Origin of the sequence: Candidatus Nanosynbacter sp. HMT-352, assembly GCF_022819385.1 — a bacterium.
In the GTDB taxonomy this organism is placed as follows: Bacteria; Patescibacteriota; Saccharimonadia; order Saccharimonadales; family Saccharimonadaceae; genus Nanosynbacter.
The window spans coordinates 684,171-709,345 of the sequence record NZ_CP089290.1 but is presented as its reverse complement, the minus strand read 5'-3'; the positions used below and the strand labels follow the sequence as shown (position 1 = coordinate 709,345).

The window sequence follows — 25,175 nt, the reverse complement described above, 5'->3', positions numbered from 1 at the left end:
TTTACATTAAATATCGCGTAGAGTATGGCAGAATTCTACGACTTCTTTACGTAGTTCAGCCAACATTTTGTCATTGTCGCGATTATCTATTGACCGCCTCATCCATCCTGCGATTTTTTCCATGTCGTCTTCTTTGGCGCCTCGCGTCGTGACGGCTGGAGTGCCTAAGCGAATGCCGCTTGGTCTGAACCTTGGTAGTGGGTCATCTGGAATCGCATTAGCATTCAGTGTCAGACCGATTTTATCCATGGCGATTTCCGCTTCCTTGCCGTCAATACCGAAGCTGCTGTGAATATCTGCCAGAATCAAATGGTTGCTGGTGCCGCCAGTTACTAGCTTAAATCCACGCTTTTGCAACTCTTCCGCCAATCTTTTCGCATTTTTAACAATTTGCTCGGCGTAATCTTTGAATTCTGGCTGTAAAGCTTCACCGAACGCTACGGCTTTTGCAGCGATGGTGTGCATGTGCGGTCCACCTTGCGTGCCAGGGAAGACTGCTCGATCAATCAACGTAGGTAAATTTTCGAGAGTTTTCTCTGGTTTTTTCAATGGATTGCCAACTATTCCTCGACTAAGAATCAGCCCGCCTCGTGGTCCACGTAGAGTTTTATGAGTTGTTGTGGTAATTACATGAAAGCCATAGTCGAACGGGTTTTTAGCAACGCCACTAACGATTAGTCCCGCAATATGGCTCATGTCTGCCATTAGCATAGCGCCGACCTCATTACCAATTTTAGCAAATTTTTCGTAATCTAACTCTCGTGGATATGCCGAAAATCCCGCCAAAATGATCTTTGGTTTGTGTTTTAAGGCCAATTGACGGATTTCTTCATAGTCAATTTCGCCAGTGTCGATATTTTTTATACCATAGCGAATGAAGTTGTATTCTCTGGCGCTACGAGTGACCGGAGCGCCGTGAGTAAGATGTCCGCCGTGAGCTAGATCCATAGCCAGAATAGTATCGCCAGGCTCGCACCAAGCGTAATACACCGCCTCATTAGCCTGCGCGCCAGAATGTGGCTGGACGTTAGCGTGATCTGCTTTGAAAAGTTTTTTAGCACGGTCAATTGCCAACTGCTCGACTTGATCAGTGTTTTCTTGTCCGCCGTAATAACGTCGACCAGGGTAGCCTTCTGAATATTTATTAGTGAAAACACTACCGAGCGCCTGAAGCACGTCTGACGAAACGTAATTCTCGCTAGGAATTAGTTCCAGGCCGTCCGTTTGGCGCTTTTTTTCTGCTTTTATAAGTTCTTCAATTTGCTTGTCTTTCATGACTAAACCTCCGTTAATACTTATTATATCATTGCTTATATATATCATTAGTGATATAATTTACGCATGATAAAAGACAAGTATCTTCAAAAAATCGGCAATTTAATCGCTGAAAATCGTCAAAAACAAGGTCTGACGCAGACGCAATTAGCTGAGGCGATTGGCACGTCGCAAAGCGCTATTAATCGCATTGAAAACGGGGGTCAGAATATTAGTATTGAGATGATTGCCCGAATTAGTGAAGTGCTTAATAACAATATTGTGACTGTAAATCATTCCGGAAAAATGAATTTTAAGGTAACTGGCGGCAAAAAATTGTCTGGTGAGATACAAGTTAAGACTAGTAAAAACGCTGCAGTGGGTCTTCTCTGTGCAAGTTTGTTGAATAAGGGAAAGACGACGCTTAGGAAAGTGGCGCGAATTGAAGAGGTTAACCGAATTATCGAGGTTCTGAATTCGATTGGCGTTAAAACTCGTTGGTTGGATGGCAGTGATCTTGAGATTGTGCCGCCAGCGCGCTTGAAACTTGAAGATATGGATATTGCTGCGGCGAAGAGAACTAGGACTGTGATTATGTTTCTTGGTCCGCTGCTACATCAATATGACGATTTCAAATTGCCGTTTGCTGGCGGCTGTAATTTAGGCAAGCGCACGGTTGAGCCACATCTTAGTGGTTTGAGGCATTTTGGAATGAACGTCACGGCGGAGACTGATTATTATCACGCAAAAACTGATATCAATTCTGGTGATCGAACGATTTTATTGACAGAGCGTGGCGATACGGTGACGGAAAATATAATTATGGCTGCGGCGTTGTCGCCAAACACTACCATCATCCGTAATGCTAGCCCAAATTACATGGTTCAAGACGTCTGCTTCTTCTTGAAGAAATTGGGCGTGAAAATTGAGGGAATTGGTACGACGACCTTGAAAATTACGGGCCGTAAACGAATTAGTAAAAATCTGGACTATTATCCGAGCGAAGATCCGATTGAAGCGATGAGTTTTATTGCAGCGGCTGCAGTGACGGATTCGGAAATTACTGTTCGTCGTGCGCCGATTGAATTCTTGGAAATTGAACTAGCGACATTGGCGGAAATGGGTCTTAAGTTTGAACTCAGCAAGGAATATTTTGCTAATAATGGACAAACTCGTTTGGTTGATATTAAATTGCAGCGTTCCAAACTCCAGGCAGCAAAGGATAAACTTCACGCCTTGCCGTTTCCTGGAATTAATATGGACAATTTGCCGTTCTTGGGGCTTATCGCGACGGTGGCTAAGGGGCGCACGTTGGTCCACGACTGGAGCTACGAAAACCGAGCAATTTACTTTACAGAGCTAAGCAAGCTGAATGCGCAAATCGAGTTGGTTGATCCACACCGTGTTTATATCACTGGTCCAACAAAATGGAAGCCAGCCGACGTTGTTGCTCCGCCAGCGCTTCGTCCGTCCGTTGTGATACTTTTGGCAATGCTTGCTGCTCCAGGTGTATCGATTCTTCGCGATGTATATTCAATTAATCGCGGATACGAGGAATTGGCGGCACGCTTAAATTCGCTAGGCGCTGAGATTGAAGTGATTATTGAATAGGAATTCGCTTAATTTGCGGTTCTTTTTTAGGCTGGATTTGCGGTTTTGGAAAAATAAATTTGAGATAATCTTTCATCATTCGGGCGCCAGAAATAATTGGCAAATAGTTGCTTAATTGGTGGCGGATATGTTTTTCTAACAATTGGTCATTTTTCAAAATAGCGGCAGCTTTATGCATGTTGACGTACAAAGATGAAACTTCGGCTTCGTAGTTTCTCCCGGTAACCTCAAGGCAAGCAATTGGCTGGACATCGGCAACACCGCCGTCACTGGTGGAAATGAGGAGCTTCAGGTTGGCGACGTCTTTCTCCCATGAAGTGCCGCACGCTTCTAATCCGACGATAGGAATGTTTATTGAGACATCTGAGCCGATTGCTAACGCTCGCCCCAACTCTTCGTCGTAATCTTGTATATAATGAACGCGCTCCTTGAGGACTGGATCGTTGTCAATCAATTTTAATACTTCGAGCAATTTCTGATACATCGTCACGTCACCTTGGTGAACTTTTCCTGTCAGAATATAATGCGCGTTGTGGCTAATGAGAATTTGGCGCAACGAATTTGGGTTTTCAAATGGCATATAAGGTCGTTTGTAATTGGCGAATCTTCGCTTGAAATCGAATAATATTGCATTTTCTGGGATTTGTATGGATTTTCCGTACTGATCTTGGCGATTCAATAGGACTCGATTCAATTCCTTTCGACCGAGTTTTTTCAAATACCTCAAATCCGCGCTACTCAGCGAGTCTAATTTTTCAGAAAAATCATTTGTGGGCAATCCAAATTTATCGATAATGCCATGATTGCGATATGTTTGCAACGTTTCAGGCAGCACCCACGTTTCAAGATCTATTCCATTAGTAATGGCTTGAAATTTAACTTTGTCGTTGTTGCGGTCGCGGAAATTTGCTACACGGGCGTGTAGTTTACTTACGCCATTCTTCGCTTCAGTAAGTTCAATTGCCAAAAGATTCGGTCTCAGTCTGTCGTTGCGGAATTGCTCCATTAGCCAGCAACGCACAGCATTACTTTTTATATTTGGCAGAACTAATTTTTCAAATTGTGAACGATGGAATTCCGGTTCGGCTGCTTGAAGAAGCGTGTGGTTCGTGTAAAGTGTGTGCTTACGAACGTAAACGATGGCTTCGTATAAATTCATTCCGTTAGCGCACAGTTCGTCTAGTCGTGCCAATGCGGCAAAAATCGTTGCGGTTTCATTAAGCTGAACGACGGCTGGCTTGATACCGAGGAGTTTTAATGCTTTATAGCCACCAAATCCCAGCGCTACTTCTTGGTATAGTCTATGATCGCCAGATCCGTCGCCTTCGTACAATTGCCCAAAGTTCGGTTCTGAAATTGTAACAAATTGCGTTGAACCGAGCGTCTTCTTAAAAATGCTTAAGCTTGCATCTGGGAATCCATTTGAACTTACGAAAACTTCGTCAATATATTCAAATCCGTAATCTTGAGGTGAAACGGATTCCGAAAACTCTTCTTGTGCGAGGTTGGTGATTTTCTGGTGTGATTCGCTACGATAAAACGGTGTCACCACTACGAATGGAACTTCTAATTTTTCAGCTACACGTCGCGTGTCCGCCGCAAGAACTCCGAGTCCGCCGCCACCTTTAATACCATTGGATTTATCATAAATTTCCATCGTCCAATAGACGTATGGTCGGTTTTCAGATAATTGATGCGTTAAGCTGCTTCGTTCAATTACATCATAAAATTCGGACGCATCTTCAATATCATGCGGCTGGTATTTTGGTTTTTCTGTATAAATATATGGATCCATCGATGCCCTTTATGGATTGAAATTGTCTAACTTGGTGCGGGTGGGGAGAATCGAACTCCCATCTCAAGTTTGGAAAACTTGCATACTAACCGCTGTACTACACCCGCAAGCTTTTACTATTGTAGCAGAAAGATGTTATAATGTGAATACGCCCTGATAGCTCAGTTGGATAGAGCAGAGGACTTCTAAGCCTAAGGTCGTAGGTTCGAATCCTACTCGGGGCGCCATTTCATATAACTAATGGGGGATATATGGACGCGAATCAGAAGCCGCAAATGACGCGAGAAATGATGGAAAGGCTATATGGTCGTATGAATACGTTGAGCGACAACGGCTCTAAAGCGTATGGAGATACGGGCAGAATGCTGACCGCTAATCGTAGCGTGAATTCAGGGCGTCGATATATTAAAGGATACGAATCTTCGATATCTGCCAATAATTCTGACAATCGAAGACGATTTGGTACGGAAATAGGTGTAGCGCCTCGGTCGAGAGTCGCTAACAATAATCCTGATGATGCTGGTCTGTCTGGCGGAAATCGACGGGCTAATAGTTTACAGAATAATAATGCTTCGTCGGGCGCGAACAATTCTCGTCAATCGTTTAATGCTAATCGAACTACTTTTCGTGAGCCGCCTTCTCGCGGATATAATCCATTTGGATAAATAAAAAATTCTCACTTCAATGTGAGGTTATTTTTTGGAGGGCCAGGAGGGGCTCGAACCCTCGACACCCTGCTTAAGAGGCAGGTGCTCTAACCAGCTGAGCTACTGGCCCACAATTTCATTATACAACAATCAACAAAAATGTCTACCGTTTTATTGAAAATAATTTATCGGTGTGAATAAATTGTCGTAAAACTTGGGGCGAATGATGGGGTTCGAACCCACGGCCTCCGGAGCCACAATCCAGCGCTCTAACCAAACTGAGCTACATCCGCCATAAACCAAGCTTTTCAAATTATAGCACACACTATATCTGTACTCAAGATGGTAAAATTGCTATACTTAATGACAATGAGAGAACTAAATGGCTCAGAATTAGCTGGATTTATCAAGGAGCGCCAGGCGAAACAGGTGCGAGCTTTAAGACAGGCTTGGCATATTAATCCTCGTTTGGCAATTGTTACTGATGTCGAAAATCCAGTTATTGAAACGTACATGCGTTTGAAACAGAGATATGGCGCTGATATTTTGATTGACGTGGAGATTCATCGAGTCCCTGCGGGCGGTGCTTTGGAGGTGATTCAAGAATTGAACAATCGAGACGATGTTCAAGGAATAATTCTGCAATTGCCGATTAGTAATCCTGAGCAGACCGAGGAATTGCTCGAGAGTATTCGAGAAGATAAAGACGTTGACGGTTTGCGTAAAAAGGCGATTTTTCAGGCGGCCACACCAACGGCTATCAATTGGCTGCTAGCTGGATATGGCGTTGATTTGAAGGGTAAGAAAGTTGCAATTGTCGGGCGAGGTCGTTTGGTTGGCGCCCCTCTTGAGAAGATATGGCTAAAGTCTGATGTCGATGTGACGGTTTTTGAAAAAGGTGACGATTTATCTCAATTGATAAATTACGATATTATCGTGTCGGCAACTGGAGTTCCGGGGCTGATTAAAAGCCAGATGATTAAGACTAAGGCGGTCGTTGTTGACGCGGGAACTGCTTCGGAAAATGGAAAAATTGTTGGCGATGTATCTGAAGAAGTGCGTCAGCGTAATGATGTAATTATTACACCAAAAAAAGGCGGAGTTGGTCCATTAACGGTTTCTGCGCTGTTTGATAATGTAATTACGGCTTGTCTAAAAATTGCGAATCAATCAAAAAGTTAAGCGGCTTTTATGGCAGTTTTGACTTGCTCGACAACTTGGCGCGGTGTGAGATTTGCTTTTACGATATAGCTATGAATTCCTAATTTCTTCAAATCGTGCGGAGCTTCTTCTTCGCCGAGATTAGTGAGGACGATAACGGGAATAGTTTTTCCCCAATCTTTAGATCTAATTCGTTTCAAAGCCTCCGCGCCGTCCATTTCCGGCATTTGTAAATCTAGCAAAATAATATCTGGCTGAAACTTTTCGACTACTTCTATGCCAATTTGTCCGTTGGCGGCCAAGCGAACGTCAAATCCGTCCGACTCGAACTTCATTCGGTACATTTGGCTGATAGTTGGGTCGTCTTCAATGATAGCGATTTTTATCATGCTCTAAGTATATCATATAAACTATGTTATAATTTTTGGCATGGAAAACTTTAGGAACGAATGGTGTATTGCAGAAGCGGGTGATTTTCTTAATGGAGTTGATCATGAAGCTAATGAAAAATTAAATAAGGAAATTGCGGATCTTAGGAGTGAGGATTGCAGGGTTGAAATTGGAGAAAAGACCGATCTTGCATATAACAACCCCGATGGTATTAAAGATACATATAACTATTTGAAGCGGGGCGATGCAGAATTAAAAGAGATTCGTAAATATTTTATTCATAAAAATCTAGCCACCGCGGCAATTGCGAATGTTTTAGATAAAACTCCTTTTGTGAAGATGGGCAAGTGGAGTGAAAAGATAGATTCGTATCTGGAGTTTTTCCGCGACAATTTATTGTACGGTAAAAATCAGACTAATTCGAAGCCGTGGCACAATCAACGAGGTTCCGCACTGACGTTTTTGACAATTTCTGAAGCTTATAGATTAAGAGTTTCTGGTGAAAATGGCAAAATATTGGCAGAAGGTGAATATCCGAGCATGAGTGGCCCACTGGATGAGTCGGTATTTGATGAGAAGATTAATGGCTTGCCGCTGACAGAAGTTATGATTCAAGATAAAATCAACAACGGCGTGGATAAAGCGACGGCTATTGAAGAAGTAGAGAAGAGAATTGGTGAAGTTCGAGAGTTTATTCAGGCGCCGGTGACGGAGAAGTTTTCTAACGTCATTCGACATTGTGCGGATTCGCTTGGTATTCGTGAGCGAGTGGAAACAGTGAATGGTTTGTCGATTGATCATTTGAAGAAAGTGGCAGAAAAAGAGAATCGTTCAATTGACGATATGTTGGTGATGAGTTTTGGCTGCGGAACGGGACTGGCGACTTTGAAGATGCTGAAAAAACTTAAGGATGAAACGGGTGAGACACCAACGGTTATCCTGCTAGATCAAGATCCGTTGTCTCTGGCGGCGGCGCAGAGCTTGGCTAAGAAATGGAATTTGGAAGATAAGATTGAAGTTCATTGTGAACGATTATTCAGTAAGCTTGGCAAGCCTTTGAGCTTGAAGGGAGTTCTGGGTGATCGTAAGCTGGATATTGCGGAAGATTCTGGCTTGCGAGAATATTTGCCAGATGGTGTCTACAAGCAATTGACACGAGAATCATTGAAATTTTTACGAACCGGTGGACTAATGATTACTGGCAATATGAACGTAAATCGCCCACAAAAAGAATTTTTGCATGGACTAATGGGGTGGGTTCCAAAGGTTAGGATGCGTTCAATTAAAGAAGGTTTTAAATTGCTCCAAAAATCTGGCATACCAAAAAAATCTATTGAAGCTACAGTTACCGCAAGCGGTGTTTACACAGTTTTTGCGATTGAAACGTAGAATAAAATGCTATAATAAGCATTAGTATGATGATACGAGCATTAGTGCTAGGATTGGTTGCGTTGATGGCGCTAATTTTGGGCGTGCTCGTACTTAAAAAGTCGAAGCATCGTCATGATGCGAAGCATTGGTTTTTTCTGGTTTGTCTATGTTTGGCCGTGTGGTCAGCTGGACTTGAGGTGTTTTCTCTGGCGGACAATGGGGTAGTATTAGACACTGCGTCCAGATGGTTTTATGTAGCTTCGGCTGTTTTTTGTCCTGCGTTAGCTATTTTTACTACAAAGTCGTTTCTTCCATCGACAAAATCAACGAAGAGTTTTATTTGCGCATCTAGTATATTGATAACGATTTTTTCGCTATACATTATTTTGGTGCCTGAATTTATTATCAATACATCAGAAATTGTCACTCCAGTAGATTTTTCTCGAATTCCGATTCATGCAGTCAACTATGTCATTTTTGCAACTTTTTTCTCAGTATTCTTCTTAATTTCTATGTGTTTTGGCCATATAGCGTGGCGCAAATCAGATCCCGTTCGACGCAAGCAAGTCGCGATTTACATGATTGGTCTGTTGATATGTAGCATTCCTGGCTTTGTAGTGGATCTGTTTCTTCCGGCGCTTGGTGATTATCGATATATATGGATTGGTCCAATTGCTACGATTATTTTCTTATTTGCAATTATGTATAGCATTGTCAGATACCGATTGATGGACGTAAAAATGGCGGTGGCTCGAAGCGTTTCGTATATGTTGCTATTAATCGCACTAGCTGTCGTTTACGTGATTTCTGCATATGTCATTTCAATTTTGGTTTTCCAACGCAGCCTGACGGTTGATAGTCACGTAAATCTCATGAATATGATTTTGGCTATGGTTTTGGCGGTCGTATATCAACCAGTGAAGAAAATCTTTGATAAATTTACTGATAGAGTTTTTTATTACGGAGAATATGATGCTGATACGTTTACGCGTGAGATTAGCAAGATATTAACCTATACAGCAGATCTGCAATTGCTAACTCGACGTGTTGGCAATTATATAGCGACTTCTCTTAAGGCAGAAAAAGTGGCGTTTTGTATTCCAGAAAAAGGAATATACGGTCGGGCGGGTCGGCGACGAATATCTGTTGTTGAGGAAGATGTTCACAGGATTATGGATTACTATTATAAGAATTGTAGTTTTCCGGAAGTTATTTTGGCAAATCAAGTAAAAGATCCAGAACTGAAGAAACTTTTGGATATTCATCGCACGAAAATTGTTATGCCGCTGCTGCATCAAAATCAAGAAACAGGAATTCTATTTCTGGGCGAGCATAAGAGTTTGGAGTATAGTTCTCGCGATATTGAAATGCTGGAATCGATTGCTGGGGAATTGGCGGTGTCGATTCGAAATTCTTTGTCATTGGAAGAAATTAATGAGCTGAATAAGAGTTTGCAGCGTAAAATTGACGAGGCGACGAAAGAGTTGAGGTTCAGTAATCGACAGCTTCAGCGACTGGATGAGGCGAAGAACGAATTTATTTCTATGGCATCACATCAGTTAAGAACGCCGTTGACTAGTATTAAAGGTTATCTGGATATGATGTTGGAGGGCGATTTGGGAAAGATTACGCCGACGCAGCGTGCGGTTCTTAGAGAGGCGTTTTCTTCGAGTGAGCGTATGGTGAGGCTGATAAACGACTTTCTTAATGTTTCTAGGCTTCAGACTGGTAAATTTAACATTGATAAACAGGAGACAGACGTTGCTCAAATTCTTCGGGATGAAGTTGCTTTGCTTAAGGTTGTGGCGGATCAGAGATCTGTCGAAATGGACCTAAAGATTGATAAAAAAGTTCCATTGATTACGGCTGACGCTGAGAAGATTCGTCAAGTTATGCTGAATATGATTGACAATGCCATTTACTATTCAAATCCACATAAAAAGGTAATAATTTCTCTAAAGAGTGGCGCTAATGAGATTGAGTTTACGGTGAAAGATTCGGGAATTGGTGTACCGAAATCAGAGCAAGCAAATCTGTTTGGTAAATTCTTCCGCGGCACAAATGCCAGAAAAAAGCGACCAGACGGCACTGGCGTTGGCTTATTTTTGGCGAGGAAAGTTATCTTGTCGCACGACGGCGAAATGATCTTTGAATCAGAAGAGGGAAAAGGTAGTACCTTTGGATTTAAGCTGCCGGTTCGTTAACGAAATAAACTCAGTATTCCAGAAATAACGATAATTAAAGCAATTGCAACGAGTCCCGCCATACCAATGGTGCGAATGAGCTTTTTTCGATCAAAAAACCATTGAGATAATTTGGAGCGATTCGTTGCTGTAATCCTTGTTACTTTTGGTCGCCGAGGTGTCGCGTCCATTCCAGAATATTTTTTATTGCGCTTTTTCTTCTGCTTTGTCATGGAAATATTATACATTAATAGATAACGGCGGAGAAGTGGTTGATTTGCTATAGACAATTCGACGGTAATTTGTTATGATATCTGGAGTCGTGGCCTTATCGTCTAACGGTTAGGACACCAGGTTTTCATCCTGGCAATCCGGGTTCGATTCCCGGTAAGGTCACCATGTAACAGACAGAAGACCTTACTGGTCTTTTTTATTTGTTTTTAATCTTGCAAGGAACTTATGCTTACTATAAAATGATGCTAAGATAGTAGTAGCAAGATAGGGATCTAGTGATAAAGAGTAGCGCGATAAAAACAAAACACGCAAACGTTAGAAAGGTCCAGGGCGGTAAAAGATCGCCTAAAAACACTCCTGTGCAAAAAGTACACTCTAAACTAAAATCCACCCGAAAGCGTATATTAAAATTCTGGATTATAGCTGGAGCTGCTATATTAATAGCTGCTATCTACTTGCTCATCAATGGCGGTGCCTTGGTAGAGCAACATAAAATGGCGCAATACCTTAAGGAAAAGTATGGGAAAGAGTTTGTAGTAGAAAATTATCGCATTGAGGGTGGTGGTATTGGAGTTGAGGGCGATCCGTATGTGGATGCTTATTCGGTTGATGATAGTAGTCTTAGGTTTGAAGTGTGGAATAGAGCTGACTATAGAAAAGGCGAGAGTGCTTACTCTGATACCTATCCAGATCGTATTTGGGAAAGAGAGTCTAGGAATGATATAGCTAACCTAGTTAGCAAGCAGTTTGGCGGTAGAGTTAGACTCAAATCAATAAGAATAAACAGCAATATAGAGGTTGGTAGAGCTATTACGAAAAACATACCCTCCTATAAAGATGCATTTAATAAATTTGGCAGAAAAATATATATGACAATATCTTTAGAGAATGACGTTAATTTTGATGATTTGTCAGAGCATATATATAGAGTGACTTCTGAAATAAGAAAGCAAATGGGCGTAATGCTGGCTATAGACTATCATGATTCACTACATGAGCTATGGCTGGAGGATCAGGACATTAGTAATATGAAATCTTCGAGTGACGTAGATAAATATATAAAGAGGGGGTGGAGTGAACATAACTAATGAGCAGTATTTGGCCTTAAGTGCGCTGGCGTATTCGGATATAAGCACATATTACAATAAGAAACAGACAACAATAGGCTATCTTATAGGTAATAATAGAATCAAGGACTATTTAGGTAAAGATGGTTCTGTCTCTCCGGAATTTTCTGCTTTATCTACTATTAAGGACTGGATTATTATTGATACCTATTCAAATAGTTCATCAGGTTTTTATGGTATCGCTATTCAAGATCCCGCATCAAAATAATAGGCTTCACCAATTAAAATTTTGTCTTGAGGGTTTTGCAAGCTTATTTCCTGTTAATGATTATTGTCATATTATATTATATCAAGCGTTTTTCATCACTGTTATTTCGTGATATAATTTTAAAAATGAGTGATAATATATTTAAACGAACAAAAATATTAGCAACAATTGGGCCAGCAACGTTCAGCCAAGAAAAGGTTTACCAATTGTTGGAGGCCGGCGTTAACGGCATCCGTATGAACTTTAGCCACGGCGCTAATGAGGAGCGAATTGAACAGATCGATTGGGTGCGCACAGCTAGTAAGCAGTTGGGCAAGCCTGTCGCAATCCTACAAGATTTGCAAGGTCCGAAGATTCGCTTGGGCGTTTTGAAAGATAACATGCTGAATGTTAAGGTTGGCGATATGCTGGTCTTGGATTCAGAAATTACTGAGCATGACGGCAGCTTCAATTTGCCAGTGCAGTACAATTTGGCGGAGAAGATGAAAGTCGGTGAGCCACTTTACATGTTTGACGGCAAGATCAGGACGGTTGTGCGAGAAATTGTTAGCCCAACTGCAATTCGCGTAGAAGTTCAGAACGACGGTTTTTTGATGAGCCGTAAGGGTTTGAATTTGCCAGACACAGATTTTGGTGGCGATATTCTTACTCAGAAAGATATTAACGATTTGGAATGGGGCGCAAGCCAAGATTTTGATTACGTTGCATTGAGCTTTATTCAAAAAGCTGATGATATTATTGATTTGCGTCGTCGATTGACAGACCTGGGCTCGACAGCCAATATTATTGCCAAGATTGAGACTAAGTCTGCCGTTGATCCAGAGAATTTGGAGGAAATCGTTAAGGCTAGTGACGGTATTATGGTCGCTCGTGGTGACTTGGCAGTGGAAGCTGGCGCAGAAATTGTCCCAGTTGTACAGCGTCGAATTATTGCCTTGTGTCGTAAATATTGCAAGCTAGTGATCGTTGCGACACAAATGATGGGCAGTATGGTTGACAATCCAGAGCCAAGTCGCGCTGAAGTTAGCGACGTTGCAAATGCCGTAATCCAAGGCGCTGACGTGGTTATGTTGTCTGACGAAACTGCCAATGGTAAATATCCTGTTGAGACCGTTCGTGCGATGCGCAAGACTATTATCTACACTCAAGAACACAGTGAAGTAATGTTGGTAGAAAAGGCTGAAATGCGTGAAAAAACTGACGCGATTTTAAGCTACACAGCAGCTCAATTGGCAAGGAGAATTAAGGCTCGAGCTATTATTGCGGAAACGCACACTGGTGCTACTGCAATTAACGTTGCCGCATATCGTCCGAACCTACCAATTGTTTGTGTAACCGAAGATGTGAAGACTGCGCAAAAATTAGCACTAAGGTACGCTTCTCGCCCATATGTTCGACCAAATGACCCAAATGCAGCAACTAAGCTAGCTGATGAGTTGAAACAAGAAGGCTATTTTGGTGCAGACCCAGTTACGGTTGTGCTTGTTAGTGGCCACAATCCAGAGCCAGGCAAAACTGACAATATTCAAGTCAAGACGCTGTCATAAGGAGAATTTGGGTGGGCAGAAAATTTCCGAAGCAAACAATTCGCGATGTTGATCTACGTGGAAAAACTATTCTTCTGCGAGCAGATTATAATGTGCCGCTAACAAAGCGCGGTCAGATTTCTGATGATCTAAGAGTTCGTGCTTCGCTGCCCACACTCCGATATTTGCTGGAGCAGAATTGCAAGATTGTTATCATGTCTCATCTGGGGCGACCAAAAGGTAAGGATCTTAAGTTTAGCTTGAAAGTTGTCGCAGATCACCTATCCAAGTTGCTGGGCTGTCCGGTAGAATTACTGGATGATTGCGTGGGTGAAGCCGTTCACCAAGCTGTTCGTCGCGCGCCACGAGGCAGTATTCTCATGTTGGAGAATTTGCGCTTTTATGATGAGGAGGAGGCTGATGATTTAACATTTGCCAAGTCAATTCAGCGCGCTGTCCGAGCGGATTATTTTGTGCAAGACGGATTTGCAGTTGCACACAGGGCACATGCCGGCACTCATGCGATTGCATTGTGTGTTCCAGGGCTAGCGGGATTACTATTAGAAAAAGAATATGTAACTATCACCGAGGCGATGAATAAGCCAAAACGTCCGTTGGTTGCGGTTATTGGCGGCGCGAAAGTTAGCGATAAAATATTACTGATTAAGCGTCTGATTAAAAAGGCGGATCGGATTTTAATTGGCGGCGCCATGTCAAACACGTTTTTACATTGTCGTGGATTTAATGTCGGCAAGAGCGTGTTCGAGTCGGGAATGGAAAAGGTTGTCGCGGAAATTTATGATTTGGCGGCGGCTAAGGTTGGCGCAGAGAACGTTGACGATTTTTTGGTATTGCCGATTGACGTGGCGGTTGCGTCAGAGATTTCTAAGGATTTTCCTCGTCAAGAAGTTAATATTGATAAAATAAAAAACTCAGATATGGCGCTGGATATCGGAAGTCAGACAATTGAGAAATTCACGAAAATACTGGCCGGCGCGAAGATGGTTATTTGGAACGGTCCGCTGGGTTATGCTGAAATTGATAATTTTGCAATCGGTTCAGCGCGAGTAGCGCTAGCTATTGCCCAAAATAAAGGGGTTGTTTCAATAGTTGGCGGCGGAGATACGGCTGATTTTATATTGAAATGGGACGGACATGACGGCGCCAATTTTACTCATGTTTCCACTGGCGGCGGAGCTAGTATGGCCTTGATGGCTGGTAAAAAATTGCCTGGAATTGAAAGTTTACTAGACGCATACGGTTTGAGGTGATAAACTAAGCATAAGGATTATCTCATGAGAAAAAAGTTAATCATCGGTAACTGGAAAATGAACTTCAATATGCAAGAGGCTAGCTTATATTTGCATAAGCTGATGAATACGCTGCCCTCGCATAGAGATGTTGAAGTGGTGCTGGCGCCTACTATTTTGACGCTGCAGAGTTTGAGTTTGCAAATTAATCGTCGAATCGCTAAGTTGGCAGCCCAGAATTGCTATTGGCGAGATTCGGGGGCGTACACGGGAGAAATTCCAGCGGCGCATCTTCGTGGAATTGCTGATTATGTGATAATTGGACATTCGGAGCGTCGCTATATTTTCATTGAAAGCGAAAAAGACATTCGACTGAAAGTTCAGGCGGCAATTCGAAATCGTATTCATCCGATTCTGTGTGTCGGTGAGACGATTCAAGAGAAGACTCTTGGTGAAACGAAGGATGTTCTGGCTGATCAATTGACTAGCGGTCTGGCCAACGTGACGGCGGACGAGCTGGATGAAGTAGTTATTGCATACGAGCCGGTTTGGGCGATCGGTACTGGCGACAGCGCTAAAGCGTCTGATGTAAAAAAAGCTACACAGATGATTCGACGACATATTTCTCATTTGTATGGTAAAAAAGCGGCGGAATCAGTTCGAGTTGTTTATGGTGGAAGTATTACTTCAATAAACGCCGCGGATTATTTGGCAATTGATGAACTTGATGGTTTATTGGTTGGGACAGCCAGTTTGGATGCATATCAATTTAAGGAGATAATCTCGAAAGCACATAAAGGTTAAAAAATAGGGGGCATATGACAGATATTGATTTTGATGAGTTGGATAGAGCGGTAAGCTCTCTTATGGATAAGCAGCGAGAAAAGGAAGCTCCAGTGGTGGCTAATGAAAATAATAGCGAGGTTTCTATGCCTGCGTCCGTAGAGGAAAAACCTGCATCAGAGAACTCTATTGGCACTAGCTTTGCACCTCCAGTAACTCCATTTACGCCTTCGTCTGTTGCTTCTACTCCTTTATCATCGATCTCTCAGCCTGAAGCAAAAAAAGAGCCTTCTAGCGATAATGCGACTCCTAAAGAGGTTGATAGCCCTACGAGCGAGAAAGTTACTGACGACTCAATAGCCAACAGGGCTCCTGGCATGGCTGCTAGCGAAGTCAAAGCTGTGCCAGTAATCGCGAGACGCTCGACTGGTCGTTTCATGGATGTTGTTAGACCTTCATCTGTTAGCGCTATCCAAAAACCTACCACTCCCGCTCCATCTCGAACTGGCACGACAATTCAGCCTTCACCTGATTTGGTGGACGTGATTAGCACAAATAATAGGCATTCTGCGGTAAGGAAAGAAATGTCTGATATAGTTTCTCAATCAGATGATTTTAGCGACACCCCTGATCTTAAGGACGTGCATAATGAATCTACTTTTGCGGAGATTGAAGATGTGCCTGCTGAGGAATTGTCGTTGACTGATAAGATAGCTCAATCATTAGCTGTAAGTAATAGCGAAGCTCCTGCTATACCGATGACTGCGCCGCTGGAGTCTCCGTTTATTGCTAATGTTGAAGTGGAGAAGCGACCGCTTGGTTCTGTTAACCAAACTATGACTAATTCTGAGATGAATGGCGATGAAGATGCGTCTATGTCTGCTGATTCTGAGGATATAAAATTGGAACATCAATATAATACCAATTTATCTAATTACAGCATGAGTGAAAATTCTTTGGGCGATGCACCCGACTCGCCAATGGATTTGAGTCCAGAAATTATAGCAATTGAGGAGGCTGGCGTTCCTGAAGATTCAGACGATAAAATATCTACCGATATTGACAGTTCTTTGATCGAGTCTTCCGAATTATCCGAAAAAGAAACTATGGATTCTGAGCCGGCACCGATGTTTGCCGCTGTATCTACGGAGGTCAAACCTTCAGCTGACAAAGAAAAGAAAAAATCTGGATTATTAATAGCGTTGCTTATTGTTCTATTTTTGGCAATTGGTATGGCTGGCGGCGCTGTTTCGTACTTTTTGCTGATAAAATAGATATATGTCTAAATTTACTGACGGATTAAATAGCGAGCAGGCTCGAGCGGTGACGCACGCTGATGGGTCACTGTTGATTTTGGCCGGAGCTGGATCTGGAAAGACTAAAACTCTAACTCATAGAATCGCTTATTTGATTGGCGAGTTGAAAATATTTCCTAGTCGAATATTGGCAGTTACATTTACTAATAAAGCTGCGAAGGAAATGCGTCAGCGATTGGCACAAATATTGGGTGAAGATCCTGAAAATCGGCAATTTATGCCGTGGATGGGAACTTTTCACAGTATTTGCGTGCGAATGTTGCGGATGGATGGTGAAAATATTGGTCTGAATAAGCGATTCTTAATTTACGATACCGATGATCAAATAAGCTTGATGAAGCAAATTATGAAGGCTCGCGGCTTGACTGATAAAGACATTAAACCTCGAGCTGTACTTTCGACTATTTCGAACGCTAAAAATGAGATGAGAAATGCTGAGGATTTTTCTGCTTCGACTCGCGGCCCAAGAGAGCAAAAAATAGCTGAATTGTTTTTTGCTTATGAAAAAGCCCTGAAAGATGCTTCGGCGTTGGATTTTGACGATTTATTGATAAAAACCGTGGAATTATTGAGAAATAAGCCGGACATTCGTCATAAATGGCAGCAGCAATTCGAGCATATTCTGATTGACGAGTATCAGGACACGAATGCGGTGCAGTATGCGCTAATTAAGTTGCTGGTGAATTCGCGTCGTGATTTATGCGTGGTTGGTGATGATGCCCAGTCGATTTATAGTTTTCGCGGGGCTGATTATACTAACATTCTCAATTTTGAGCGTGATTTTCCAGGTACGACAGTAGTTAAGTTGGAGCAAAATTATCGTTCGACTGGCGCGATTTTGAATATGGCAAATGCGCTGATTAGCCATAATATTCATAGAACTGATAAAAATTTATGGACGGCGAATGGCGACGGTGTTGAGCCGAAATTATGGCAATTATACAATGAATCTGAGGAGGCTTTGGCGATTGCGAATGAGATTCAGGCGCAAATTGCGAACGGTCGTCAATATGGCGACGTGGCGGTGTTGTACCGAACGAACGCACAAAGTTACGCAATTGAGCGAGCCTTGCGTCAGAGTTATATTCCGTATAAAATCGTCGGTGGTCTGCGATTTTTGGATCGAGCGGTCGTTAAGGATCTATTGGCATATCTGCGATTGTTGTATCAGCCGAGTGATCGAGTTAGTTTTTTGCGAATTGTGAATACGCCAAAACGTGGCGTTGGCGCAGTGAGTATTTCTAAGTTTTTGGACTGGAATGACGCGTCAGGGAAGGACATAATTAGCGGGTTGCTGGCGGTTGAGGAGGCGGATACTTTGACGGCGCGTGCAAAACGTCCGTTGCTAGAGTTTGGTCAAAAACTGCACGATTTGCAGCAGGAAATTGACGGATCTCCAGCCGAACTGATTGAAAAAATCATGAAAAGTACTGGCTATGAAGATTTTATAAACGATGGAACGCCGCAAGCTGAGGAGCGAATGGAAAATATCGGCGTGCTTTTGTCAGAGGCGAAGACTTACGTTGACGTGGCGACGTTTTTGGAAGAGATGGCTTTGATGTCTTCGACGGACACAACTGCCGATCAGCAAGTAACGCTCATGACGCTTCATGCGGCTAAAGGTTTGGAGTTCCCGGTGGTTTTTCTGGCGGGACTGGAAGAGGGGATTTTGCCGCACGCAAGAGTGTTTGATAGCGGCAACGCTGATGACGTAGAAGAAGAGCGCAGGTTGTGTTATGTTGGCGTAACTCGGGCGAGGGAAGAATTGTTCGTTAGTTGTGCCAGCTCTCGGACGCAATTTGGTCAGATTGGCTATAACATGCCATCGAGGTTTTTGGACGAAATGGGCTTGATGGCTGGTGGTGTTGATAGACCAGCTCAGCCGATGATAGAGCCTGATTTTTATTCGGAAGATATTGGTTTGGAAGTTGGCGATCGAGTTCGCAGTCCGAGTTTTGGTTCGGGAGAAATTATTGATAGCGAAGGGCTGAGTGTTACGGTTCAGTTTGACAATGGAAATATTAAGAAATTGAACGTTGAGTTCGCGCGCTTGGAGAAAATTTGATATAATAAGAATACCTACATTGTGGGTGTGAACTTATGGGTATAAGATTACAAGCAAAACACTATTCTAAGAAAATTACGTTCGTTTCTGGCGCGATATTGATGCTGGTTGGCGGTTTATTTTTTGTCAATCAAGCGTTGGCTGACGCTACTAAGCCGGCAACTAAGGCTGGCGAAAAGTTGGTGACGATTTACGACAGAGGCGCAGAAAAGACGATTGTTACAAAAGCGAGGACGATTCGCGAGGCTTTGAAATTGGCTAAGTTTTCTATTGATGAACGCCAAGACGTAGTCGAGCCGAGCCTTGATTCGGAGATGGTGGCAGAGAAGTACAATATTAACATTTTTCGCGCTCGCCCAATAACAATTGTCGATGGAAATAAGCGTCTAAAGGTAACTACTGCCGAGCAGACGCCGGCTTTGATTGCGAAGGTTGCTGGAATCGAAGTTTTTGAAGAGGACAAAACTACTCTATCCAATTCCGATAATATGGCGGTTGATGGCGCAAACATGGTGATGAAAATTGACAGAGCTTCGATAGTTAATTTTGTACTTTATGGTAAAGAATCTGTCATTCGTACACATGCTAAGACGGTTGGCGAGCTATTAAAAGAGAAAAATATCGACCCAAAGAAAGATGATACGCTGTCCGTGGATCGTTCGGTGAAAATTATTCCTGGAATGAAAATTGAGCTTTGGCGTAATGGCAAGCAAACTATAACCGCAGAAGAAGATGTGAAATTTGAGGTTGAAAAAGTTCAAGACGCGAATCGAGATTCGGGATATCGCGAAGTAAAACAAGCGGGCGAGAACGGTAAGAAAAATGTCACTTATGAAGTTGAGATGAAGAACGGTGTGGAGGTGAGCCGCAAGGAAATCGCTAGCGTTGTGACAAAAGAGTCAAAGAAGCAGATTGAGATTGTGGGGACGAAAGTTAGCCTACCTTCTGGATCTCATTCGGATTGGATGTCTGCGGCTGGTATTAGCCCTGATGATTATGGCTATGTGAACTTCATTTTTACGAAAGAGTCAACTTGGCGAACGACGGCTAGGTATGGGCAATATGCTGGGCTCGGTCAGACGAATATAGATAAGCTTTCTCAGGCTTGTCCAAACTGGCAAAGTGATCCAGTCTGTCAGATTAGAGTTTTCAATGATTATGCCGTGAGTAGATATGGTAGTTGGGCTGGAGCTTACGACGCGTGGAATCGCCAAAAATGGTGGTAGACTAATGCTGGTGGCGTAAGTTGGCTGTAGTCTATAGATAAAAAGTGCTTAATTTGGTATAATTTATTTGACTAGGTTTACAAGTCATTATATGATTATGCGCGCAAAAGGTTTATTTTTTGGAAAAATTATTGGATTAGCCGTGTTAGTTGCGATTGCGACTCCAATGATTTCGTTTGCTGACGGAAAGACTTCTGGTGAACATTTGGTTCGTATTTATGATCGCGGTGAAGAAAAGACCATTATCACAAATGCATTGACCGTTCGGCAGGCCTTGCGTGCGGCTAAGATTACGATTGACGAAAAGATTGACGCGGTTGAGCCAAATATTGATATGGAATTGACGGGTGCAAAATACCAGGTCAATATTTTCCGCGCTCGCCCAATAACAATCGTCGATGGAAATAAACGTCTAAAAATAACTACCGCCGAGCAGACGCCGGCTTTAATTGCGAAGGCTGCCGGACTGACTTTGTACCGCGAAGATAAGACGCATTTTACGAATTCCGACGATCTTTTGGTGAACGGTGTGGGTCTGGTAATGAAGATTGATCGATCAAAACAGCGAACGATAACTGAAGAAGTTGATATTAATTTTGAGATTGAGCAGATTAAGGACGATTCTCAGCCGATTGGATTTAAGAGTGTTAAGCAGCTTGGGGAAAAAGGTGTGCGGAAGGTGACTTATCAGATTGAAGTAGAGAATGAGCGCGAGATTAGTCGTAAGGAAGTTGCTAGCGAAATCACAAAGCAGCCAAAGAAGCAGATTGAAATAATTGGCACGAAGCCTAAAAATCCATTGACGAAAAGTAAGGGCGCGCAGATATTTACCGACTCCAAGGGCGTAGCGCATCGTGAAACGTATTATGACTTGCCGATGAATATTGTGATAAAAGCTTGCGGTAGCGGCGGTACTTATACAGTGCGGGCGGATGGTGCGAAGGTCGATAAGGACGGCTATATTTTGGTGGCGGCCAATTATGGCAATTATCCACGATGTTCGGTGGTTGAGACCAGCATGGGCCCGGGCAAGGTTTATGATACCGGTGGATTTGCAGCCAAACATCCGCACGGATTCGACTTAGCGACCGACTGGACGAATGGAGATGGGCGCTAAATGACTTCTTCTCGTGGACCAAAAAAATCGCTTGGACAGCATTGGCTGAAGGATCCGGAGATTTTAGCGGATATTGCTGAAGCGGCCGAATTGACGGGTGATGATGTCGTATTGGAGATCGGCCCGGGGCTGGGTACTTTGACTAGTCGCTTGTTGGCTCGGGCTAATTCGGTGACCGCTGTGGAGTTTGACGCGGATTTGGCGCGAAAATTACCAGGGCAATTTCCTGGGAAAAAATTAACTGTCGTAAATCAAGATATATTGCAATTTGACCTGAACCAATTGCCAAAAAATTACAAAGTCGTAGCTAACGTCCCGTATTACATTACCAGCAAAATTGTTGAGAAATTGATGACTGCGGAAAATAAGCCGAGCATTGCGGTACTATTGGTGCAAAAAGAAGTTGCCGAGCGAATTGCGGCAGAGGCTGGAAATATGAGTATTCTGTCTGTGAGCGTTCAGATTTTCGCCGAAGTGGAGTTGGATATTGAAGTTCCTAGGCAGTTTTTTACGCCACCGCCGAAAGTTGACTCGCAGGTTGTAGTTTTGAGGACTCGCGACAATCCGTTAATCACCTCAGAAGATCAGAGAGATTTTTTCCGCATTGTTAAGGCTGGATTTTCTGCTAAGCGTAAGAAATTACGCTCTAGCTTGAGTGGTGGTTTGGGGATTGATAAAAGTGTGGCGGAAGAATTGCTGAAAAATGCAGGAATTTCACCAGATGCTCGCGCTGAAGATTTGGCGATTGAAGATTGGAAGAGACTACTGAAAGGGTGACGGAATTTATAATTATTTAAAGACAGGTGACAATATCAAAAAAATAAGAACGACTCAGAGGTTTTAAACTGAGTCGTTCTTTACGCTAAAAGACTGAATTAATCTATCAAATTATCGTGCTTTAAATCTTTAACAGCGTTGGTAGCTTCTTCTTTGGTGAACCCCCATCCGTCGACAAGAGATTTTATTAAATCGCTTCTGCTGTATTTTATATTTTTTAGAGTATCTATAGCACGCAGCTTTGCTCGCTCGGTGTAATTAATATCATATTCTTCTAATACTTCACGGATGTATGATTCTGAATCCTTCATCTCTTGATCGCGGGCTATACTGATTATTATGGATTTTTTTGAAAGCATACCATTATAGTTACTGCTTGTGGTGTAATTTTTCTCAATAAGATTACGTATGCTGATCTTGAAGTCATAATTCAGACGCTGTAAACCTTCTTCTGCCTCTTCCTTAGTGAATTTATCGGTCCCTTGTAAGTGTCTTAGGATGAAATTTCTTGAGATGGTGGGTTTCTGTCCTGATAGCATATCGCTGGCTTTTAGTTGAGCGTTATGTGCAAAGTCAATCTTTACTGTATTAAGGGCATTGTCTATTTCTTCTTTAGTAAATCCTTGCAAGGTGAGAAGATCTTCATAGTTTACTTTTGATGTATGGTTGTAGGAATCTAGGGCTTTTAGAGCCTTTATAGCCTGCATCTGGAACATCTTAGCAACGTCGATTTCATGGTTTAGCTCATCAAGCGCTTTTTCAACCTCTTCCTTTGAGAATCTAAAATCACCTTTAGGTCCCGTATTGGTAAATCTTTCCATTAATCGACTTTTGGAAGTCCATGCGTGAGGGTCTTTATTTATATCGGCTGATGGCATGAAAAATTTTATTGCTCTTTTTGCGTTATTGATGGGATTGTAATTTGGATATATTATCTCTAGTAATTGGAGTGCTGCAGTGTAGTCTAGTTTGTAGTAGGTTGAAATGAAGTGTGCAGCTGCAAACTTAGAGTATATGGCGTTATCTAGGTTTTGATATTTAGCTTTCTCTGCTAATTCTCTTGAAAACCTCTTGTCCCATTTTCCGTCGCTTCCAACTACATAGTTGTCTGGTGTGACGGTATTCTTTAACATATCGCCATTTTTACCGACGTAGTAGTCGCCGACCCACTGGTCGTGTAGCATGTGACCTTTAGTGTCGAAGTAGTACCACTTGTCTCCGATCATCTTCCAGGTGTTTTCTGTCATATGACCGCTGGTATTAAAGTAATACCAATGTCCGTTTATATATTCCCATTTACTGTGAATGATATATCCGCGCCCATCGAAGTAGTACCATTTGTCGCCAATCCTCTCCCATTTGCTCTTTGGGTAGCTGCCGTCCGAATTTCTATACCACCATCCGATTGAGTCTTTGCGCCAATCTCCGCCTGCTGCATGGGTTATTGTAGGTGTGCTTGCTGTGACTATGGTGGCGCTTACGATCATTGCCGCCACTAAGCTTTTTAAAATTTTCTTCACAATCTCCTCCTATTAAGTATTGTTTCAATTTTTATTATAACATACTATGATTGACATTTACGCCAGTGGCGGCGCTCTGTTGAATCTGTTATAATTTCTTTATGACTAAGAAACACGCTTACATCACTACTGCTATTCCTTACGTAAACGGCTTGCCGCACATTGGGCATGCTATGGATTATATGTTGGCAGACGTGTGGGCGCGATATTCCAGACAGAACGGGCGTGAAGTTCGTTTTCAAGCTGGTGTAGATGAGCATGGCAATAAAATTGCCGCCAAAGCTGCCAGCCAAAATCAAACCCCTCAAGAATACGTCGATCAAACGCACGTCAATTTTAAGAAGATGATTAATGAGCTGAATATCTCAGTGACGGATTTTATTCGAACAACTGACGCGCATCACGTTGCTGCGGTGCAATATATTTGGCAGAAACTCGTTGAGGCTGGTTACATTTACAAAGGTTCGTATGAAGGCTGGTATTGTCAGGGGTGCGAAGCTTTCGTTACGGATAAAGAAGCTGCCGATAATAATGGGGTTTGTCCAGATCACCAAACTCCGTATCAGCGCTTGAGTGAGGAAAATTATTATTTTAAAACCAGTGCTTTTTCGGACAATATTCGTCAGGCGATTGAGTCAAATAAAATGAGAATCGTGCCTGAATTCCGTAAAAAAGAGTTTTTGGAATTGATGAAAGATGGCTTGAAAGATGTGTCGGTTTCTCGTCCGCGTAAAAATCTTAGCTGGGGCGTGCCGGTTCCTGGTGATGATAATCAAGTCATGTACGTTTGGTTGGATGCTCTGAGTAATTACATTACGGTTATTGGTTATCCTGATCGTCCAGAAGAGTGGCAATCTTTTTGGCCGGCTGACGTGCAAGTCATCGGTAAGGATATTCTCCGTTTCCACGCTGGTATTTGGCCAGCAATGCTCATGGCGCTAGATTTACCGCTTCCGAAGGTTCTGCTTGTTCATGGATTTATCAATTCTGGCGGAATGAAAATGGCAAAGAGTCTCGGAAATGGTGTTGGTCCGACTGACATTATTCCAGATTACGGCGCTGAGGCGTTTCGATATTATTTCTTGCGCCACGTACCGACGCAAGATGACGGCGACTTTACTTGGGAAAAGTTTGAAGCTGCGTATAATGGTGAGCTTGGCAATGATTTGGGCAATTTGGTTCAGCGAGTCGCTAAAATGGTGCAGAGTTATCAAGCGGGCGTTATTGGTGACGCTCCACAATCAGAGCACGACATGGGGCCGTATCGTCAGGCAATGGAAAGTTATATGTTCGATCAAGCAATGGACGAAATTTGGCTAATTGTTCGCTCTTTGAATCAATATATTGAGCGAGTTCAGCCTTGGCAAGTTGCTAAAAATCGCGATAAAGATCCAGAAGCAGAGTCACATTTGAGTGAGATTTTGGCGCACGCTTGTGGCACATTATTGCAAGTGTCTGACATGCTTCGTCCATTTATGCCGCAAACTGCCGAAAAAATTCATGATATGTTTGCTAGTGGTGTTGTGCCATCAGAATTGATGCCTTTGTTCCCGCGCAAATATATTCACACGCCAGATCTACGCGCTCCGAAAACAGAATCTCAGGTTAAATAGT

The 25,175-nt window shown here is 42.7% G+C and carries 21 protein-coding genes and 5 tRNA genes; 18 read left to right on the top strand and 8 right to left on the bottom strand.

All coding sequences use genetic code 11. The annotated features are described in order from the left end of the window. Window positions 1–6: 6 nt before the first annotated feature. Window positions 7–1,275, bottom strand: coding sequence for a serine hydroxymethyltransferase (locus LRM44_RS03745; protein ID WP_243803802.1), 1,269 nt, complete (start codon window positions 1,273–1,275; stop codon window positions 7–9). A 69-nt stretch (window positions 1,276–1,344) separates the two neighbouring features. On the opposite strand from LRM44_RS03745, the gene LRM44_RS03740 reads away from it, so the two are divergent. Beyond that, window positions 1,345–2,865 carry a helix-turn-helix domain-containing protein gene (locus tag LRM44_RS03740; RefSeq protein WP_445083034.1) on the top strand — a complete coding sequence of 507 codons (1,521 nt, stop codon included), beginning with the start codon at window positions 1,345–1,347 and terminating at the stop codon, window positions 2,863–2,865. Here LRM44_RS03740 and LRM44_RS03735 read toward each other — a convergent pair. Together LRM44_RS03735 and LRM44_RS03730 are read right to left on the bottom strand one after the other, a co-directional pair. Further along, window positions 2,855–4,660 carry a glycogen/starch/alpha-glucan phosphorylase gene (locus LRM44_RS03735; RefSeq protein WP_243803800.1) on the bottom strand — a complete coding sequence of 602 codons (1,806 nt, stop codon included), beginning with the start codon at window positions 4,658–4,660 and terminating at the stop codon, window positions 2,855–2,857. The genes LRM44_RS03740 and LRM44_RS03735 overlap by 11 nt on opposite strands. Window positions 4,661–4,692: 32 nt before the next feature. Then, window positions 4,693–4,767: transfer RNA gene (locus tag LRM44_RS03730), tRNA-Gly, on the bottom strand. 43 nt (window positions 4,768–4,810) lie between these two features. Here LRM44_RS03730 and LRM44_RS03725 point away from each other — a divergent pair. Further along, window positions 4,811–4,887, top strand: a tRNA-Arg gene (locus LRM44_RS03725). A gap of 24 nt (window positions 4,888–4,911) precedes the next feature. Continuing rightward, a complete protein-coding gene (locus tag LRM44_RS03720) occupies window positions 4,912–5,325 on the top strand; it encodes a hypothetical protein (protein ID WP_243803799.1) in 414 nt (137 codons plus the stop codon). A 35-nt stretch (window positions 5,326–5,360) separates the two neighbouring features. Here the strand turns inward: LRM44_RS03720 and LRM44_RS03715 are convergent. Next, window positions 5,361–5,437 (bottom strand) — tRNA-Lys (locus LRM44_RS03715). An 85-nt stretch (window positions 5,438–5,522) separates the two neighbouring features. Then, a tRNA-His gene (locus tag LRM44_RS03710) sits at window positions 5,523–5,600 on the bottom strand. 76 nt (window positions 5,601–5,676) lie between these two features. On the opposite strand from LRM44_RS03710, the gene LRM44_RS03705 reads away from it, so the two are divergent. Beyond that, window positions 5,677–6,489, top strand: a complete 813-nt coding sequence (locus LRM44_RS03705; RefSeq protein WP_243803798.1) for a bifunctional 5,10-methylenetetrahydrofolate dehydrogenase/5,10-methenyltetrahydrofolate cyclohydrolase — start codon at window positions 5,677–5,679, stop codon at window positions 6,487–6,489. Here LRM44_RS03705 and LRM44_RS03700 read toward each other — a convergent pair. Continuing rightward, complete coding sequence (locus tag LRM44_RS03700; protein WP_129635371.1) at window positions 6,486–6,857, bottom strand: response regulator; 372 nt, start codon at window positions 6,855–6,857, stop codon at window positions 6,486–6,488. The genes LRM44_RS03705 and LRM44_RS03700 overlap by 4 nt on opposite strands. A gap of 40 nt (window positions 6,858–6,897) precedes the next feature. Here LRM44_RS03700 and LRM44_RS03695 point away from each other — a divergent pair, with 40 nt between their 5' ends. Continuing rightward, entirely contained in the window at window positions 6,898–8,247 is a 1,350-nt protein-coding gene (locus LRM44_RS03695) for a class I SAM-dependent methyltransferase (protein ID WP_243803797.1), read from the top strand. Between the two features lie 26 nt (window positions 8,248–8,273). Beyond that, on the top strand, window positions 8,274–10,433 hold the full coding sequence (locus LRM44_RS03690) for a sensor histidine kinase (protein WP_243803796.1): 2,160 nt from the start codon (window positions 8,274–8,276) through the stop codon (window positions 10,431–10,433). Here the strand turns inward: LRM44_RS03690 and LRM44_RS03685 are convergent. Then, window positions 10,430–10,645 carry a hypothetical protein gene (locus tag LRM44_RS03685; protein ID WP_243803795.1) on the bottom strand — a complete coding sequence of 72 codons (216 nt, stop codon included), beginning with the start codon at window positions 10,643–10,645 and terminating at the stop codon, window positions 10,430–10,432. The two genes, LRM44_RS03690 and LRM44_RS03685, sit on opposite strands and share 4 nt — an antisense overlap. Window positions 10,646–10,736: 91 nt before the next feature. On the opposite strand from LRM44_RS03685, the gene LRM44_RS03680 reads away from it, so the two are divergent. From LRM44_RS03680 to rsmA, 11 genes are all read left to right on the top strand, one after another. Beyond that, window positions 10,737–10,811: transfer RNA gene (locus LRM44_RS03680), tRNA-Glu, on the top strand. Between the two features lie 194 nt (window positions 10,812–11,005). Further along, on the top strand, window positions 11,006–11,734 hold the full coding sequence (locus tag LRM44_RS03675) for a hypothetical protein (protein ID WP_243803794.1): 729 nt from the start codon (window positions 11,006–11,008) through the stop codon (window positions 11,732–11,734). Then, the gene (locus LRM44_RS03670) at window positions 11,721–11,981 is read left to right on the top strand and encodes a hypothetical protein (RefSeq protein ID WP_243803793.1); all 261 of its coding nucleotides are present in this window, start codon (window positions 11,721–11,723) and stop codon (window positions 11,979–11,981) included. The genes LRM44_RS03675 and LRM44_RS03670 overlap by 14 nt, the downstream gene beginning before the upstream one ends. 125 nt (window positions 11,982–12,106) lie before the next feature. Next, window positions 12,107–13,528 carry a pyruvate kinase gene (gene pyk, locus LRM44_RS03665; RefSeq protein ID WP_243803792.1) on the top strand — a complete coding sequence of 474 codons (1,422 nt, stop codon included), beginning with the start codon at window positions 12,107–12,109 and terminating at the stop codon, window positions 13,526–13,528. 11 nt (window positions 13,529–13,539) lie between these two features. Further along, window positions 13,540–14,778 carry a phosphoglycerate kinase gene (locus tag LRM44_RS03660; RefSeq protein ID WP_129635416.1) on the top strand — a complete coding sequence of 413 codons (1,239 nt, stop codon included), beginning with the start codon at window positions 13,540–13,542 and terminating at the stop codon, window positions 14,776–14,778. 24 nt (window positions 14,779–14,802) lie between these two features. After that, window positions 14,803–15,561 (top strand): triose-phosphate isomerase, encoded by a 759-nt coding sequence (gene tpiA, locus LRM44_RS03655; protein WP_243803791.1) that lies wholly within the window; start codon window positions 14,803–14,805, stop codon window positions 15,559–15,561. 14 nt (window positions 15,562–15,575) lie between these two features. Further along, complete coding sequence (locus LRM44_RS03650; RefSeq protein ID WP_243803790.1) at window positions 15,576–16,814, top strand: hypothetical protein; 1,239 nt, start codon at window positions 15,576–15,578, stop codon at window positions 16,812–16,814. A 4-nt stretch (window positions 16,815–16,818) separates the two neighbouring features. Next, on the top strand, window positions 16,819–18,921 hold the full coding sequence (locus LRM44_RS03645) for an ATP-dependent helicase (RefSeq protein WP_243803789.1): 2,103 nt from the start codon (window positions 16,819–16,821) through the stop codon (window positions 18,919–18,921). 35 nt (window positions 18,922–18,956) lie between these two features. Beyond that, on the top strand, window positions 18,957–20,147 hold the full coding sequence (locus tag LRM44_RS03640) for a resuscitation-promoting factor (protein ID WP_243803788.1): 1,191 nt from the start codon (window positions 18,957–18,959) through the stop codon (window positions 20,145–20,147). Between the two features lie 91 nt (window positions 20,148–20,238). Next, complete coding sequence (locus LRM44_RS03635) at window positions 20,239–21,264, top strand: resuscitation-promoting factor (protein WP_243803787.1); 1,026 nt, start codon at window positions 20,239–20,241, stop codon at window positions 21,262–21,264. Then, a complete protein-coding gene (gene rsmA, locus LRM44_RS03630; protein ID WP_243803786.1) occupies window positions 21,265–22,041 on the top strand; it encodes a 16S rRNA (adenine(1518)-N(6)/adenine(1519)-N(6))-dimethyltransferase RsmA in 777 nt (258 codons plus the stop codon). Window positions 22,042–22,139: 98 nt separating this feature from the next. Here the strand turns inward: rsmA and LRM44_RS03625 are convergent, their stop codons facing one another. Then, window positions 22,140–23,561, bottom strand: a complete 1,422-nt coding sequence (locus LRM44_RS03625) for an N-acetylmuramoyl-L-alanine amidase family protein (protein ID WP_243803785.1) — start codon at window positions 23,559–23,561, stop codon at window positions 22,140–22,142. 101 nt (window positions 23,562–23,662) lie between these two features. Here LRM44_RS03625 and metG point away from each other — a divergent pair, with 101 nt between their 5' ends. Next, complete coding sequence (metG, locus tag LRM44_RS03620; protein WP_243803784.1) at window positions 23,663–25,174, top strand: methionine--tRNA ligase; 1,512 nt, start codon at window positions 23,663–23,665, stop codon at window positions 25,172–25,174. Window position 25,175: the final 1 nt, after the last annotated feature.

Bases quoted from the DNA above. Each gene is read 5' to 3' on its own strand.
- LRM44_RS03745 (WP_243803802.1), bottom strand. From the start codon at position 1,275: ATGAAAGACAAGCAAATTGAAGAACTTATAAAAGCAGAAAAAAAGCGC.
- LRM44_RS03735 (WP_243803800.1), bottom strand. From the start codon at position 4,660: ATGGATCCATATATTTATACAGAAAAACCAAAATACCAGCCGCATGAT.
- LRM44_RS03720 (WP_243803799.1), top strand. From the start codon at position 4,912: ATGGACGCGAATCAGAAGCCGCAAATGACGCGAGAAATGATGGAAAGG.
- LRM44_RS03705 (WP_243803798.1), top strand. From the start codon at position 5,677: ATGAGAGAACTAAATGGCTCAGAATTAGCTGGATTTATCAAGGAGCGC.
- LRM44_RS03700 (WP_129635371.1), bottom strand. From the start codon at position 6,857: ATGATAAAAATCGCTATCATTGAAGACGACCCAACTATCAGCCAAATG.
- LRM44_RS03695 (WP_243803797.1), top strand. From the start codon at position 6,898: ATGGAAAACTTTAGGAACGAATGGTGTATTGCAGAAGCGGGTGATTTT.
- LRM44_RS03690 (WP_243803796.1), top strand. From the start codon at position 8,274: ATGATGATACGAGCATTAGTGCTAGGATTGGTTGCGTTGATGGCGCTA.
- LRM44_RS03685 (WP_243803795.1), bottom strand. From the start codon at position 10,645: ATGACAAAGCAGAAGAAAAAGCGCAATAAAAAATATTCTGGAATGGAC.
- pyk (WP_243803792.1), top strand. From the start codon at position 12,107: ATGAGTGATAATATATTTAAACGAACAAAAATATTAGCAACAATTGGG.
- tpiA (WP_243803791.1), top strand. From the start codon at position 14,803: ATGAGAAAAAAGTTAATCATCGGTAACTGGAAAATGAACTTCAATATG.
- LRM44_RS03650 (WP_243803790.1), top strand. From the start codon at position 15,576: ATGACAGATATTGATTTTGATGAGTTGGATAGAGCGGTAAGCTCTCTT.
- LRM44_RS03645 (WP_243803789.1), top strand. From the start codon at position 16,819: ATGTCTAAATTTACTGACGGATTAAATAGCGAGCAGGCTCGAGCGGTG.
- LRM44_RS03640 (WP_243803788.1), top strand. From the start codon at position 18,957: ATGGGTATAAGATTACAAGCAAAACACTATTCTAAGAAAATTACGTTC.
- LRM44_RS03635 (WP_243803787.1), top strand. From the start codon at position 20,239: ATGATTATGCGCGCAAAAGGTTTATTTTTTGGAAAAATTATTGGATTA.
- rsmA (WP_243803786.1), top strand. From the start codon at position 21,265: ATGACTTCTTCTCGTGGACCAAAAAAATCGCTTGGACAGCATTGGCTG.
- metG (WP_243803784.1), top strand. From the start codon at position 23,663: ATGACTAAGAAACACGCTTACATCACTACTGCTATTCCTTACGTAAAC.